Origin of the sequence: Rossellomorea sp. YZS02, assembly GCF_033963925.1 — a bacterium.
Classification (GTDB): domain Bacteria; phylum Bacillota; class Bacilli; order Bacillales; family Bacillaceae_B; genus Rossellomorea.
The window spans coordinates 56,211-71,018 of the sequence record NZ_JAXBLY010000019.1; the positions used below are offsets into that span (position 1 = coordinate 56,211).

Below are 14,808 nucleotides of genomic sequence, written 5' to 3' on the forward strand. Positions count from 1 at the left end.
GGAATCTTCTTAACAATGAATGGAGGAATGAAAGGATGAAAATCGCAGAATTGAAACTATTTTATTTCGAAGACGATGGAATCATCCCGAATAATCCGGATCTGCCTGTACTCATCTATCGGAACGCCCTGGATCAGGGAAGTGAAGCTGAAAGGTTATTTAATCGAAATCTATGGCTGAATAGCTGGACGAACGGCATTTATGATTATCATCATTACCATAGTAACGCCCATGAAGCATTGGGTGTCATGCAGGGTGAAGCAACCGTCCAATTAGGCGGGGAGCTTGGAGAAGAAGTGACGGTCCATCAAGGCGATGTGATGATCCTGCCAGCGGGAACAGGACATAAGAAATTGAGTGCAAGCTCTGACTTTAAAGTAGCCGGCGCCTATCCCAACGGAGATGACTATAATTTGAAAAAAGGTTCCATGCGCGAACGGCCGAGCGTGCTCATTGAAATCAAAAACGTTCCCCTTCCATCTTCAGATCCAGTGTTTGGAGATAGTGGACCGTTGATGAAGTACTGGCTGAAGAAATGATTCAATCCTGTTCTGCGTCCTATTAAGTGAAAGGTAATTCATTCCTATTTCTCTTTAGCAATACTTCTCAGAAACAGCTATCCTTACTTTTTTTAAACCATTCATTATGAAGATAATGATTATTTATAACAATTGGCTTGTTTTCTTTTAAGTCCTGTGCTATTCTATTAAAGCGATGAGCTGAATTGTGTAAGTCGGTGATCACGTCCTTGTGACAACAAACGATGTGGCGTTTGCTGATTATCCGCCTCAATTTTTTGCAAGTGGGCTTCCATAGGAAATGGGAGCCCTTTTTATATGGAGAAAACCCCCGGTGATTTCTCGCCGGGGGTTTCTTTATTGTTGAACCGAAACGGGTACAGCACCTTTCTTTCTCAAAGGTCTGTCATATTGACTGGTGATCAATAATGATACGACGAAGAACCCAATGAGTGTCATAAACAGCACCTGCATGCTGAAAAGATCCACCAGCACTCCTCCTATGAACGGTCCGATCATTCTTCCACCCGTTGCCGTGCTGTTGACTATCCCCTGATAAAACCCTTCTCTGCCCTTGGGAGCCAGTGAGTTCGCGATGGTCGGAACCGCCGGCCAGATGAGCATTTCACCGATGGTCAAAATGATCATGGCAACCGCAAACCATTGAAATTGATCTGAAATCGACGCAACGCCGAACGAGATCATGAAGATAATGGTTCCGATCATGATTTGAAGCTTTAAATTGTTTTCAAAACGCTTAATCGCCTTTGATAATAGCGGCTGGGCAAGAACGATCAGTGCTCCATTGATGGTCCACAATAAGCTGTATTGTTTTAAAGAAATATTGATTTCCTGAGTATAGGTCGCAATGGTGGACTGCCATTGAACATACCCCATCCAACATAATAGATACGCCACGCATATAAACAGCAGGGCTTTCAATTTTGATTTATCCTTAATCACCTTTGATTCATTCAATACGGATGTTTGATGACCTGCAACCGAGATATTCCGATACCCAAACAACGCAATGAAGAAAAAGACGATATACATACTGAGATTAGCCAGGAATATATAGTTAAAGGAAAACGAGGCAACGAATCCACCCAATGCTGCTCCAACGGCCACTCCAATGTTTTGAGCGACATAGACAGAATTGAATGCCTTCCTCCCACCTTCCGGCCAAACAGAACCTGCCATGGCATACATGGAAGGAAATACGATTCCTGAGCCAAATCCAACAATCGTCAAGAAAACAACATAGAAAGAAAAACCATGCCAGATATTCATACCGATCAGGGCCGATAATGTAATCGATATTCCTGTAAGGATAGAACGATAACCACCAAAACGATCGAATAAGCTTCCTCCGATCAGATTACCGATGACACTCGCGCCTGCATTCAGCATCAGCACGATACCTGCCACGGACAGTGACTTTCCTAAATTTTCATGAAGGTAAATGGTATTTAGCGGCCATAAGAAAGAGGCACCCGTCACATTTACCATCATTCCTATAACAAGCAACCATAATGATTTGGGCATATTTTTGCCCCCTTTCCATCCTTTTATTTCGAGTCCCAAAAGGATTTTACTCCTTTTGGGGTTAGGGGGCAAGAATTATTTCTTAGATTCATAAAAATAACCAGGCACTCAAGATGAGCACCTGGCTTGTGACGGTTATTTCCCGTTATGATGATTGGATTTAACAGGTTGACCCTGTTTTTCGTAACGCTTTTTGGCTTCTTTCACCGGATTGTTTTCAGCGCCGAATTCAGTATCCAGTTTACGGAAATCACTTCGGGTCTTTTGTTCAGGGTTGTTTTGATCAGAACGTGTACTCAATGTAATTTACCTCCTACGACATTCGGATCATGATCTAACAAGATCATCTCATTTTGAAGAGTCTGTAGCTGAAGTCGCATGCGATGCAATTGCTCACGCTGTTGAGAGTTGGCGCTGTTCGCCATGTGAGCTACGTCGTTCACTGCCTCTTCAAGCTGCTGCATGGCCTGAGTGTACTCCACATCATGATAATGCTCCTGCTGCGACCCTGATTTATATTGTTCTTGAGCGTAACGAATGGCATCTTCACACTTTTGAATGCATTCATCCATTGAATTTCTTGTTGCCATTTCGACTACCTCCCTGACATATGGAATCAAGAAGAGAAAGGTCCCTATCCTTACTCTTCTCCATCTTAGTTTGAGCTTGATTCCCTGTTTCAAAAGTGGTAATCTTCGCCTATTTCTCACTGCAGGATACATTTGACCCCTTGTTCATGATAAAATCTTTTTGAACGTCCTGAATACATACGATTTTACACATTGAAATATAGGAGGTGTTTGTCATCGTGACAAACCCATTTCCATATGCCACAGATTCAAAACGATATCATACGTGGAACTACCATTTGAGGAATCATTTTGGTCATAAAGTGTTTAAGGTTGCTTTAGACGGCGGCTTTGATTGCCCGAATAGAGATGGCACGGTTGCTCACGGGGGCTGTACGTTTTGCAGTGCTGCAGGCTCTGGGGACTTCGCCGGAAGCAGGGTCGATCCATTAGAGAAGCAATTCAATGACATCAAAGAAAAAATGCATAAGAAGTGGAAAGACGGAAAATATATGGCGTATTTCCAGGCATTCACGAACACTCATGCACCCGTAGAAGTGCTCAGGGAAAAATATGAGTCCGTTCTTAAACAAGAAGATGTCGTAGGGATTTCCATCGCCACTCGCCCTGATTGCCTTCCGGACGACGTCGTTGAATACTTGGCTGAATTAAATCAAAGAACGTATTTATGGGTGGAGCTGGGACTTCAAACCGTTCATGAAAAAACGGCGGGGCTGATCAACAGAGCTCATGATTACCAGTGTTATATTGATGGCGTCAATAAATTGCGAAAGCATGGAATTCGTGTATGTTCCCATATTATTAACGGTCTTCCTAAGGAAAATGAGGAAATGATGATGGAAACAGCACGTGAAGTAGCGAAATTAGACGTTCAAGGAATCAAGATACACCTCCTACATTTATTAAAAGGTACTCCAATGGTCAAGCAATACGAAAAAGGATTAGTGGAATTTATGGACTTCGACAACTACGTCAAACTCGTCTGCGATCAACTGGAAGTGATCCCCCCTGAAATGATCGTCCACCGCATCACCGGGGACGGACCTATCGACTTGATGATCGGACCTATGTGGAGTGTGAACAAATGGAGCGTACTGAACGCCATTGACGATGAACTGAAGAGCCGGGACAGCTGGCAGGGAAAATTTTACAAAGTGGATGTGAAAGCATGAAATTAGATCGAATCTTACCTTTTGCAAGACAGCTTCTGGAACGGGCTGTCAAGCCGGGAGATATCACCATAGACGCAACCCTTGGGAATGGGCATGATACCCTGTTCCTTGCTCGCTTGGTTGGAGAAAACGGACGTGTATATGGGTTTGATATTCAAGAAGAAGCCATCGAAAACACCAGGGAACAGCTCAGCACCCATGATTTGGCCCATCGGGTGACCCTTTTTCATCAGGGACATGAAACTGTCATGAACGTCATCCCTCCATTGCATCACGGGAAAGTGACGGGTGCAGTCTTTAATCTTGGATACTTACCGGGCGGTGACAAGGATATCGTCACCCGTCCGAAAACGACGATACTCGCCTTAAATCAAATCCTTGAAATGATGGCCCCTGAAGGAATCCTTGTTCTGGTGATTTATCACGGACACCCTGAAGGCGCAGTGGAACGGGATTACATCCTTCGCTACGTTGAACGACTGGATCAAAACTACGTTCATGTCCTCAGGTACCAATTCATGAACCAACTCAATAACCCGCCGTTTATCGTGGCGTTGGAGAAGAGATGAAAATAGGGACGGACCTCCGCGGAGGTCCGTCCCTACTTTTTTATAATAATTCGTTCGCGATCAGTTCGAATGACTTGAGCTTATCGTTGAAGTCATATGTGATGCTCACGAGCATGATTTCATCGGTTTGGTACTGCTCGCTTAGTGCGAGTAGCTTTTCTTTTACTTTCTTAGGACTTCCAACGACCATGCGCTTGCGATTTTCACGTACCCGCATTTCTTCGAATGGCGTGTACTGATATGCCGCCGCTTTCTCGGGGCTTGGGGTTCCGTTTGAGCGCATGCCCTGCTCGATCATCAGGATGGATAAATCAATGCTGGATGCGACTCTTTCCGCTTCTTCATCCGTTTCGGCACAGATGGCAAATACGGCAACGATGTTCTTCGGTTCTTTCAGGTATTCAGAAGGAACAAAGTTATTTCGGTAGGCTTGGGTGTATTGCGGTCCGCCTTCTCCATTGATGAACTGGGCAAATGTATAAGGGAGTCCTTTCTGTGCCGCAAGCATGGCACTGGATGGACTTGAACCGAGCATCCAGACTTCCGGCATGGTTTTGATCATCGGGGCTGCCGTGAGTCCCTGGTACGGATGGGCATCAGGCAGGGAATCCGTCAAATAGCCTAGCAAGTCATCTATTTGTTCCGGATACCGATTCACATCTCTCGGTTTCCCGTCATGTAGGGCCATCGTCGCCATCGGCATCCCACCAGGCGCCCTTCCCAATCCCAAATCGATTCGATTCGGATTCAATCCTTCAAGCAATCGGAAATTTTCGGCTACTTTGTATGAAGAATAATGGGGGAGCATGACGCCGCCGGAACCTACCCGGATTCTTGACGTATTTTGTGCAAGATGCGCAATCAATACTTCCGGTGATGAACCGGCAAGGCTCGTGGAATCATGATGCTCTGATACCCAGAACCGTTCAAACCCTAATTTCTCTGTATGTTGTGCTAATTTCACTGTATTATTCAAAGCCTCTTGAGGGCTCATTCCTTCGGCAATCGGTGACTGATCTAAGACACTTAGCTTCAAAATGGACATCTCCTTTAATTGATGTGTGTATTATTATCAATTCTGATGAAAAAAATGTCCACTAACATGCTTAAAGGGTGACGGCCGGAATGGCAGTCACCCTTTGCATGCTTATTATTTGTAGATTAACACTTTACCGACTGATTTGTCAGAGCTTTGACCGATTACACGGAATTTCAATCCGTAGTTAGGTACGTTACGCCCAGCGTCTACCATACCTTTATTGCTGTAATCTTTACTATCGTCGAATAGTGGATTACGTTTAGTATGGTTGTCTTTCATCGTCAGTCCAAGTAATTCAGTGTAATCAAGGAACATTTTTTCTGATTTGTCCAGGCTGAATGCTGCATCGTGAACCTGGTAGCGTGTAGATCCTACAGATCCGTCGCTCCAGTAGTTTGTTTTTTGGTCAGCATCGACAACCCCGACGAAACCGTCTCCTGGATGATTACCTGTCCAGTTATCGCTGTATGATTTATCTACATACCATACAACCAAACCATCATCGAATTGCATTAAGCTTGCACCGCGGCGGATGTTGGCAAGACCTTCATCTACACCGTTGTGACTGCGCCATTCAAGCAGGTAATAATGCTCTTTATAAGAAATTCCGTTTGATACTTCGAAGCCTTTTGTTTCAAATTGAGGCTCGCCTTCAGCACCATCTTCAAACACAACATTTCCATCGACTGTTAACGTGGCGTTATCCAAAGCGAAACCATCAAGAGCCAGGCCGCCATCTGTAACGTAATTGAATGTAAGGGTTACTTTTTGTCCTGCAAATTGGCTTAAATCGTATGACTTATCAACCCATTCACCTTTAGTTGATTCAGCACGAGTATCTCCATCCGTATCGTCGTCACCGATTGTGTCCAATTCAACTTCCTCACCGCTGTCCGTTGTAGCCGTAACGTGAAGGAAATCGTAATCGTACTCGACATCATATAACGTTTTGAAGCTGAATGTAGCGTTTGTTGCATTCGTTAAGTCAAATTCAGGAGAAACCAGTGATGTATTAAGGTCGTCACCTTTTGTACTGTAGTAGTACTTTTCACCAAACTCAGGCAGGATTCCTTGTACCTCTTTGGCAGGAAGATTCACTTTCGCAACATCGTTATTTGTCCCCTTTGTTGCTGCTTCATCCAATAGATATTCTTCACCTTTGCGGGTAACATCTGCTGCATCGATTTCTTCGCCAGATTGCCAGTTCCCTTCAGTTCCTTCATTGTCCACTACAGCAGAAGCCTGGAGCATTTCTTTCATATAAGGACTGAATCCTGAAGGCATTGTACCCGGGATATCCCCTGCCCAGCTTCCGCTTGCCATGATGGACCAATAGCTCACCGGTTCACCTGTTCCAGTGTATTGGGTATCGTATTCATCTGGAAGGCCTAAATCATGTCCGAATTCATGGGCCATAACACCGACTGCACCGTCTTCAGGTTCAATTGTGTAGTCGTATGCATACATGGTTCCTTCACCCCAGTAATCAACTTCAGGAGTAGGAGATCCCGCAATCGGGAAGATTCCACCAAGGTTCCAGCGGTGAGACCAGATAGCGTCAGATCCCAATGATCCCCCACCAGCTTCTTCACCGACACCAGAATGTATAACCATCAGGTGGTCAACAAGTCCGTCCGGCTCTAAGTAGTTTCCGTCACCATCAAGGTCATATCGATCCCATTTGTCATAGTCAGCAAGATTTACGTCCGGGTCAGCTGCTGCTTGAGCAAGTGCTTCCTTGATCAGGCCGCGTGCATTGACGTCGCTTCCGTCCGGCTGAGGATCATTTCCGCCATATGCAGCTGCCGGTTTGCTTGCTGTGTACCAGCCTGCAACGTTTCCGTCAACTGAATAACTTCCACCAGATTGCTGCTCATAGTATTGCTTCATTGAAACATATGTCTTGCCATCGGGACCTTTCCAACCGCCTGTTCCGAATAGCATATCTTGGTAATGCTCGCGTGAATAGGCATCGTCCCCTTCATAATACATATCCGTTTCATCAGCTGTCATGGAATTATGAGGCTTGTCCGGATAGTCTACAAGAAGTACCAATACTTCATCGGTACGTTTTTCACCATCATACGCCTCTTCTTTTACCGGATCCGGAGAGTTCTTCTTGGCATGACCAAGTTTATTTCCTTTACCGTTTTTAACCCCATTGTCTTTCATGGCTTTTTGAAGTTTATCTTTCGTTTTTGCTTCTTCACTGTGAAGGTCGCCTTCACCTTCATCTGCTTGTTTCTCAGCGGATTCTGCTTTGGCTTCCAGGAATTTTTGCAATCCCTTTTGTGCTTCTGCAGCAGTAGCGTTCTTCTTGATTTTTCCTTCTTTCTTCAGCATCTCGATCAGGCGATCATCATTCGCAATACCTAAATCGAAAGCTCCTCCATGCTTATGATCATATTTCACCGTTGGCTTTGCTAACACATTCTCAGGCCCTACCGTTGCAGCTGATGCAGGTACAGCAAATGCCCCTACACTCAGAGCCGCAACCATGGCCATCGATAATACTTTACGAGATTTCAAACGCGTTTCCCCCTTTAAATATGTACTAAATATTTACACTAATTAAAATATACTCTACTATTCTGAAAAGTAAATATATTCAGAAAGCATTAGTTATTTAGTATTACGAAATATTGTTAATATGATTGTATGTACCTATATTCATCAAAGAAAATGTAAGGACTATCGACATATAAAATTAAAAATCAACAAATTATTAATGTATAAAAATGGTATTAACGGTCGTATTTAGAAAAATTTTGTCCAACTATAGTTGTGAAAAAAGACAAAAAGAGGGACGGACCTCGAAAACCATTTCGAAGGTCCGTCCCTCTTTTTTACTCTATTCATGACGTTTTTTTCCGGTTTCTCCATTTTCGATAGATTTTACCGTTCATGTAGAAGAATCGGGTGATCCAGCCTGCTTGTCCGATGAATTGTTTGGAGAAGGATTGGACGTTTGCTTGTTGTAAAGCTTTATCATCTGATAGATAGACTCCTATGAGTCCTTTATTGATCAGGCGATGGAAGTGAGCGTGGGGAAGTTCACGGGTATGTTCATCTGCTTTGGCCAGAAAATGGAGCAGGCGTTCTTTCAGATGCTCATCATCCTCATAGTAGAAGCAGAAATTCAGATCCCCTCCCTGCCGGTCTTCATCCTGATCGATGAAGTAATCGAGAAGGATATGTAAACCCTGGATATAGGGAAAATAACCCCGTTTTATCTTTTCTGTATAGAACAGCTGGAAGTCCCGCCTGCAAGCGTATGATACTAAACAAAAGATACCCAGGGTAGAACCTGAGCAGGCGGAGAATTCATACCAATTCATTTCTGGCAGATTGGGACGATGGATTTCAAACCAGTCCTGCAGCCTCCCTACTCTTTCTTCTTCCTTCACGTGCTTATGTATTTGAAGATCACAATAGTATTCACACAGTTCCAGGAGATCTTTTTTGATGTTGTCATAGTGATTTACATCAGCGAGAACGGATTGACAGGTCAGGACCAGATCCATTAGATACCCTCCATCATCCTGATCGCTTCTCAACGCATAATAATTTACAGGTTCCGCCCCTACTGTCAATGAATCTCTCATGGACCGGTGAAGTAAGGCAAAGTCTTCCGGATCCAGTGATACACTCCGGTCGCATAAATTATCCAAATAATCGCTGATTGTCTGATAGGCAACGATGAAGCGGATCGTCTCAGGCTTCTTATCCAGTGCCAAAAGGGACAGGATTGCCCCTCCCTCGCAGTGGAACGTTTTATGCTCGATGCTGGCAAGGGCCTGGTTTCTCAGCTCCTGATTGGGTATTTCTTCGGCCCGCTTCTTCCAGCCGTTCAATTCCTGGTGCACGATTGGAAAAACATTGCGGTATACTCTTGTCATCAATGAAAAGGGATCACTCGGTATCGACAATTTCATCACCTCATTTACAAAATGTAGCCCAGCGCTTTCAAGCGACTTTCTATGAAGTTCTTTGAGTATTCAAAGATTTCTTCTCTCTCAGGTTCGTTATAAATTTCATGATAGCACTTTGGCCATTCTTTGTAATGCATTTCGGATAGAGATAGTTCATTGAACCACTTTTTCACCGCCCTTTTATCAACGATTTGATCGTCACCTGCCTGCAGCGTCAATAATGGGACGTCAGGCATTTTCTCCAGGTTTGTAAAAGCCGCTTTAATCGCCTGGGAAAGTTCTCTGTACCAGCGGACTGACACTTTTGTAATATAAAGAGTATCGTTGCTGTCGATTTCACGGACATCCGCATTCCTGGTCGCCATATCGACGGTGAGTCCAGAAGGGAACTTCACCATTGGAGCGATTTTGTTTAAAGCGTGTGACAATAATTCAACAGGTTTAGCAGGCGTTGTCACCAATCCCAAACATGGTGAGGATAATATGACACCGGCTAGGTTCACATGGGATTCCTGCAGCAAACGAACAGCAATGAGACCGCCCATACTATGACCGATTACAAAGACAGGCAATTCGAACTGATAGGCCGCCTGGATCCAATCCTTCACTTCTACAATATACTCATCAAAGGAATCGATATGTCCCCTCTGGCTTCGGGACGTCATACCCTGACCTGGCAGGTCACCCATGACGACGTGGAATCCCGATGCACGCCACATTTCAATGAGCCAACCGTACCTGCCGTGATGCTCCATCGCACCATGTATGATGACGATGACTGCCTTTGCCTCTTGATCTGATTCCCATTTCCACATGGCAAATCCTCCTTTGTAGTTCTCTCCATGAATGAATTCTGCTACCATTATTATAATAAATATTATTGAAAGGGGTAGTAAAAAATGCTCTATCCATATTACGATAAAAAACCTGTCATCGCACAGTCGGCTTTCATTGCCGATTATGTAACCATCTCCGGAGACGTGGAGATTGGTGAAGAATCAAGTATTTGGTTCAATACCGTCATCAGGGGGGATGTTGCGCCCACTAAGATCGGTGATAAAGTAAATATACAGGATAACTCCATCCTTCATCAGAGTCCAAATAACCCTCTTATCCTTGAAGATGAAGTCACTGTCGGTCATGGGGTGATTTTACATAGCTGCAAGATCAGAAAAAAGGCATTGATCGGAATGGGATCAATCATCCTCGATAATGCTGAAATTGGCGAAGGGGCTTTTATCGGCGCAGGGAGCCTCGTACCCCAGGGAAAGGTCATACCGCCTAATACCCTTGCTTTCGGACGGCCGGCAAAAGTCGTGAGGGAACTGAACGAACATGATATTAGTGAAATGAAGCGCATTTCAAGGGAATACGCAGAAAAAGGTCAGTATTATAAAAATATCAAACCGTTTTAACTACCTATACTTGGGATACCCCATCCATCCTTAGATTACTCATGGAATATTTTCTTGTAAAGAGGAACGGGCATGAAGTTCCCTTCCATTTCACGAAGTTATCTGCCATATATAAATTTTCATCTGTCAAAATGACGATATACCTGCTATAGGAGTAAACCGACAATACAAGCCTTTTCATCACCAAAAAAAGACCAACACCTCTTGAGTGTTGGTCTTTTTTATCTTTCCTTATTCGCCTAAAGCTTCTGCTTTCAAAGCTTCTGCTTTGTTCGTGCGTTCCCAAGGAAGATCAAGATCGTTACGGCCGAAGTGTCCGTAAGCAGCTGTCTGCTTGTAGATCGGACGACGAAGGTCTAACATTTTGATGATTCCAGCCGGGCGCAGATCAAAGTTATTACGAACCACGTCAATTAGAACGTCTTCTGATACTTTACCTGTTCCGAATGTATCAACGGAGATGGACACCGGTTGTGCAACCCCGATTGCATACGCCAATTGAACTTCACATTTTTCAGCAAGTCCTGCTGCTACTATGTTTTTCGCTACATAACGCGCTGCGTAAGCCGCTGAACGGTCCACTTTCGTTGCATCCTTACCAGAGAATGCACCTCCACCGTGACGCGCGTATCCGCCATATGTGTCAACGATGATTTTACGTCCTGTTAATCCTGCATCACCTTGTGGTCCACCGATTACGAAGCGGCCAGTCGGGTTGATGAAGTATTTCGTTTCTTCATCGATCAGTTCTTTCGGTACAACTGGGTCAATGACATATTCTTTCAGGTTGCGCTGAATTTGCTCAAGCGTCACTTCAGGATGATGCTGAGTAGAGATAACGATTGTGTCGATGCGAACCGGCTTGTCGTTTTCATCGTATTCAACGGTTACTTGCGTTTTTCCATCCGGACGAAGGTAAGGAAGAATTTCTTCTTTACGAACCTCTGTCAGACGACGAGAGATTTTGTGTGCAAGAGAAATCGGAAGAGGCATAAGCTCTTTCGTTTCATTACAAGCAAATCCGAACATTAACCCCTGGTCCCCGGCACCGATGGCATCGATTTCTTCATCGGACATTTGACCTTCGCGAGCTTCAAGTGCCTGGTCCACACCTTGAGCGATATCGGCAGACTGCTCATCGATGGAAGTCAGAACAGCACATGTTTCAGCATCAAAGCCGTATTTCGCGCGAGTATAACCGATTTCACGGATCGTTTCACGAACGATTTTCGGAATATCGACATACGTATTTGTAGTGATTTCACCTGCAACCAGCACAAGACCCGTTGTAACAGATGTTTCACACGCTACACGTGCATTCGGATCATTGGTAAGAATTGCATCAAGAATTGAATCAGAGATTTGGTCACAAATTTTATCTGGATGTCCTTCGGTTACGGACTCAGATGTAAACAGACGACGTTTAGTTGACATCAAGGTTCCTCCTTAAGCATATTTGTCAGAAACAGTTCCGACAAAAAGTAAACAGATACGGTACTCATTTCCCTAAGTAGTATGAAGTAAACATGATTCTTTTATCAAACAATCATGATTTATGTGCATGTGGTCCACTATAAACAGAAAAAACCCTTCCTCGGGGAAAAGCTTCAGAGGAAAGGTTTCAGATCATAGCCGCGCCTTTTCTCTCTTATCGTTCAAGGTTTTAGAGACCTTGCCTCAGTTTAGCACCTTCGCTTAATCGGATCGATTCATAAAGAAGAAGATCCTTACACTATTTAGCAGGTTGCTGGGTTTCATAGGGTCTGCTCCCTCCACCAGCTCAGGATAAGAGTATCCGTTCAAGGAACAATGATAACGTTTAGGACAAAGGGTGTCAACTTTTTTTCGAATGACAGGTTTAACCAGCTTTAGAGCATGCCACTGGAAGTCACAGTCTGTCTAAAATAGCCTAATTCATCCATGAGGCTAAACATTCTTTTCACATTTTCATATATATAAGAAGAAACAAGCTATATCAGGGAGAAAAATGTGACAAAATGAAGACACATTATAAAATTAAATAAATAGTATAGACTAATAGCTTGATTGTGTTATACTATTTTTGTAAAGTAAACGATTCCATTTAAATAAATTTATATAAAGGAAGGGTTCTAATGAATTCAGTGAGCATGTCTAATGAATTAACGGAATTACTTAACGGTCAAAACATCCAGGAACAATTATCTGTTTCTCAACTAGTCGAAAAGGTCCTTCAACGAAATGAAGGAGTTTTAACTTCATCAGGTGCAATCAGAGCAGAAACTGGTAAATACACAGGACGCTCTCCTAAGGATAAATTTATTGTAGAAGAACCAACGACGAAAGATAAAATCGAATGGGGTTCTGTCAATCAGCCGATCTCTTCGGAATCATTCGATAAATTATATACGAAAGTCATCGAATACTTAAAAGAAAAAGAAGAAGTATTTTCATTTAAAGGGTTCGCAGGCGCCGACCCGAAACATAGACTGCCGATCCAGGTAATCAATGAATTTGCGTGGCATAATCTTTTTGCCCACCAATTATTCATCCGCCCGGAAACAGATGAGTTAAAAGATCATCAATCAGAGTTCACCGTCATTTCAGCGCCGAACTTCAAAGCTGATCCGGAAGTGGATGGCACTCACTCTGAAACGTTTATCATCGTTTCATTTGAAAAAAGAATCGTATTGATCGGCGGAACGGAATATGCCGGTGAAATGAAGAAGTCGATCTTCTCCGTGATGAACTATGTACTTCCTGAATCCGATATCCTGTCCATGCACTGTTCTTCAAACGTTGGACGCGAAGGCGATGTCGCATTGTTCTTCGGATTATCCGGTACTGGTAAAACGACTTTATCCGCAGATCCTAACCGCCGTTTGATCGGTGATGATGAGCACGGATGGTCCCCGAACGGTGTATTCAATATCGAAGGCGGCTGCTATGCGAAATGTATCGGGTTAACGCGTGAGAAGGAGCCACAGATTTTTGATGCAATCCGTTTCGGTTCAGTACTTGAAAATGTCGTTCTTGATGACATGTCCCGCCTCCCGGATTATGATGATAACACTTTAACAGAAAACACGCGTGCTGCCTACCCCCTTCAAGCGATGGAAAACATCGTGGAGCCAAGTATAGCAGGACACCCAAATACGATTGTATTCCTGACAGCTGATGCATTCGGCGTATTACCTCCGATCAGCAAGCTGACAAAAGAACAGGCAATGTACCATTTCTTAAGCGGATATACATCAAAGCTTGCAGGTACTGAGCGCGGAATCACGTCACCGCAAGCTACATTCTCAACTTGCTTTGGATCTCCATTCCTTCCGCTTCCTGCCACTCGTTATGCAGAAATGCTTGGTAAGAAGATCGATGAGCACAATGCACAGGTATTCTTAGTGAACACTGGTTGGACCGGTGGAGAATACGGTGTCGGAAACCGCATGAAGCTTTCTTACACCCGTGCCATGATTCAAGCCGCTCTTGAAGGCGAACTGACGAATGTTGAAACGGCGACAGATGAAATCTTCGGTCTGAACATCCCGGTCCACGTTCCTGGTGTTCCAGACGAAGTCCTTCAGCCTAAGAAGACCTGGTCCAATGAATCCGCTTATGAAGCGAAGGCAAAAGAACTTGCTCACAAGTTCAACGAGAACTTCAAGAAATTCTCAAACGTCCCTTCTGACATCGAACAAAAAGGCGGCCCGTCCGTTAAATAAATCATCCTGACATACAAAGGTCCGTCCCTCACATTTGAGGGACGGACCTTTGTTATCGTTATAGCCCTTTTTTCCGGCCGGTGATTCTGTTGAATAAGAATACAACAACGGCGATGATCAGTAGAACATGGATGACGGCTCCACCGATTTTAAAGATCAATCCTAGTAACCAAAGAACTAATAAAATTCCGATGATGGTCCAAAGCATTTGTGCTCCTCCTTAAAACTGTTCTTGCTCATAAGTTTCCCTAATACTCGGATTTTAAAACCATTACCAATTCCCCATTCTTTTTCTGATTTCACCTAAAAATAAAACTTTACTAA

At 43.9% G+C, this 14,808-nt stretch carries 14 protein-coding genes and 1 riboswitch; of the genes, 5 read left to right on the forward strand and 9 right to left on the reverse strand.

Translation table 11 applies throughout. The features are described 5' to 3' along the window. The first annotated feature begins 35 nt into the window (after positions 1 to 35). On the forward strand, positions 36 to 539 hold the full coding sequence (locus tag SLH55_RS17610; protein ID WP_219170517.1) for a cupin domain-containing protein: 504 nt from the start codon (positions 36 to 38) through the stop codon (positions 537 to 539). A gap of 336 nt (positions 540 to 875) precedes the next feature. Here SLH55_RS17610 and SLH55_RS17615 read toward each other — a convergent pair whose 3' ends face one another. The 3 genes from SLH55_RS17615 to SLH55_RS17625 form a co-directional block, all read right to left on the reverse strand. Beyond that, positions 876 to 2,063 carry an MFS transporter gene (locus tag SLH55_RS17615; RefSeq protein ID WP_320324138.1) on the reverse strand — a complete coding sequence of 396 codons (1,188 nt, stop codon included), beginning with the start codon at positions 2,061 to 2,063 and terminating at the stop codon, positions 876 to 878. A 135-nt stretch (positions 2,064 to 2,198) separates the two neighbouring features. Next, the gene (locus tag SLH55_RS17620; protein ID WP_060672924.1) at positions 2,199 to 2,363 is read right to left on the reverse strand and encodes a hypothetical protein; all 165 of its coding nucleotides are present in this window, start codon (positions 2,361 to 2,363) and stop codon (positions 2,199 to 2,201) included. Further along, a complete protein-coding gene (locus SLH55_RS17625; protein WP_219170521.1) occupies positions 2,360 to 2,653 on the reverse strand; it encodes a YtzC family protein in 294 nt (97 codons plus the stop codon). Before SLH55_RS17625 ends, SLH55_RS17620 begins: the two co-directional genes overlap by 4 nt. Before the next feature lie 218 nt (positions 2,654 to 2,871). On the opposite strand from SLH55_RS17625, the gene SLH55_RS17630 reads away from it, so the two are divergent. Together SLH55_RS17630 and SLH55_RS17635 are read left to right on the forward strand one after the other, a co-directional pair. Continuing rightward, entirely contained in the window at positions 2,872 to 3,825 is a 954-nt protein-coding gene (locus SLH55_RS17630) for a TIGR01212 family radical SAM protein (protein ID WP_413787114.1), read from the forward strand. Then, positions 3,822 to 4,394, forward strand: a complete 573-nt coding sequence (locus tag SLH55_RS17635; RefSeq protein ID WP_320324140.1) for a class I SAM-dependent methyltransferase — start codon at positions 3,822 to 3,824, stop codon at positions 4,392 to 4,394. Before SLH55_RS17630 ends, SLH55_RS17635 begins: the two co-directional genes overlap by 4 nt. A gap of 40 nt (positions 4,395 to 4,434) precedes the next feature. Here SLH55_RS17635 and SLH55_RS17640 read toward each other — a convergent pair whose 3' ends face one another. The 4 genes from SLH55_RS17640 to SLH55_RS17655 all read right to left on the reverse strand — a co-directional run bounded on the left by SLH55_RS17640 (position 4,435) and on the right by SLH55_RS17655 (position 10,180). Beyond that, on the reverse strand, positions 4,435 to 5,439 hold the full coding sequence (locus SLH55_RS17640) for an LLM class flavin-dependent oxidoreductase (protein WP_320324141.1): 1,005 nt from the start codon (positions 5,437 to 5,439) through the stop codon (positions 4,435 to 4,437). 105 nt (positions 5,440 to 5,544) lie between these two features. Beyond that, the gene (locus tag SLH55_RS17645; RefSeq protein ID WP_413787115.1) at positions 5,545 to 7,962 is read right to left on the reverse strand and encodes an immune inhibitor A domain-containing protein; all 2,418 of its coding nucleotides are present in this window, start codon (positions 7,960 to 7,962) and stop codon (positions 5,545 to 5,547) included. Positions 7,963 to 8,288: 326 nt separating this feature from the next. After that, positions 8,289 to 9,362, reverse strand: coding sequence for a tetraprenyl-beta-curcumene synthase family protein (locus SLH55_RS17650; protein WP_320324142.1), 1,074 nt, complete (start codon positions 9,360 to 9,362; stop codon positions 8,289 to 8,291). A 14-nt stretch (positions 9,363 to 9,376) separates the two neighbouring features. After that, on the reverse strand, positions 9,377 to 10,180 hold the full coding sequence (locus tag SLH55_RS17655) for an alpha/beta hydrolase (RefSeq protein WP_320324143.1): 804 nt from the start codon (positions 10,178 to 10,180) through the stop codon (positions 9,377 to 9,379). An 84-nt stretch (positions 10,181 to 10,264) separates the two neighbouring features. Here SLH55_RS17655 and SLH55_RS17660 point away from each other — a divergent pair, with 84 nt between their 5' ends. Next, on the forward strand, positions 10,265 to 10,780 hold the full coding sequence (locus tag SLH55_RS17660; protein ID WP_206851767.1) for a gamma carbonic anhydrase family protein: 516 nt from the start codon (positions 10,265 to 10,267) through the stop codon (positions 10,778 to 10,780). A gap of 231 nt (positions 10,781 to 11,011) precedes the next feature. Here SLH55_RS17660 and metK read toward each other — a convergent pair whose 3' ends face one another. After that, positions 11,012 to 12,214 carry a methionine adenosyltransferase gene (metK, locus tag SLH55_RS17665; RefSeq protein ID WP_320324144.1) on the reverse strand — a complete coding sequence of 401 codons (1,203 nt, stop codon included), beginning with the start codon at positions 12,212 to 12,214 and terminating at the stop codon, positions 11,012 to 11,014. 211 nt (positions 12,215 to 12,425) lie between these two features. After that, positions 12,426 to 12,572, reverse strand: a riboswitch (SAM riboswitch). A gap of 322 nt (positions 12,573 to 12,894) precedes the next feature. Here metK and pckA point away from each other — a divergent pair. After that, a complete protein-coding gene (gene pckA / locus SLH55_RS17670) occupies positions 12,895 to 14,484 on the forward strand; it encodes a phosphoenolpyruvate carboxykinase (ATP) (RefSeq protein ID WP_219170533.1) in 1,590 nt (529 codons plus the stop codon). A 58-nt stretch (positions 14,485 to 14,542) separates the two neighbouring features. Here the strand turns inward: pckA and SLH55_RS17675 are convergent, their stop codons facing one another. Further along, on the reverse strand, positions 14,543 to 14,692 hold the full coding sequence (locus tag SLH55_RS17675; protein ID WP_106298475.1) for a lmo0937 family membrane protein: 150 nt from the start codon (positions 14,690 to 14,692) through the stop codon (positions 14,543 to 14,545). Between the last annotated feature and the right edge of the window lie 116 nt (positions 14,693 to 14,808).

Excerpts from the sequence above, each read along its gene's own strand:
- SLH55_RS17610 (WP_219170517.1), top strand. The coding sequence starts at position 36 with ATGAAAATCGCAGAATTGAAACTATTTTATTTCGAAGACGATGGAATC.
- SLH55_RS17615 (WP_320324138.1), bottom strand. The coding sequence starts at position 2,063 with ATGCCCAAATCATTATGGTTGCTTGTTATAGGAATGATGGTAAATGTG.
- SLH55_RS17625 (WP_219170521.1), bottom strand. The coding sequence starts at position 2,653 with ATGGCAACAAGAAATTCAATGGATGAATGCATTCAAAAGTGTGAAGAT.
- SLH55_RS17635 (WP_320324140.1), top strand. The coding sequence starts at position 3,822 with ATGAAATTAGATCGAATCTTACCTTTTGCAAGACAGCTTCTGGAACGG.
- SLH55_RS17640 (WP_320324141.1), bottom strand. The coding sequence starts at position 5,439 with ATGTCCATTTTGAAGCTAAGTGTCTTAGATCAGTCACCGATTGCCGAA.
- SLH55_RS17655 (WP_320324143.1), bottom strand. The coding sequence starts at position 10,180 with ATGTGGAAATGGGAATCAGATCAAGAGGCAAAGGCAGTCATCGTCATC.
- SLH55_RS17660 (WP_206851767.1), top strand. The coding sequence starts at position 10,265 with ATGCTCTATCCATATTACGATAAAAAACCTGTCATCGCACAGTCGGCT.
- metK (WP_320324144.1), bottom strand. The coding sequence starts at position 12,214 with ATGTCAACTAAACGTCGTCTGTTTACATCTGAGTCCGTAACCGAAGGA.
- pckA (WP_219170533.1), top strand. The coding sequence starts at position 12,895 with ATGAATTCAGTGAGCATGTCTAATGAATTAACGGAATTACTTAACGGT.
- SLH55_RS17675 (WP_106298475.1), bottom strand. The coding sequence starts at position 14,692 with ATGCTTTGGACCATCATCGGAATTTTATTAGTTCTTTGGTTACTAGGA.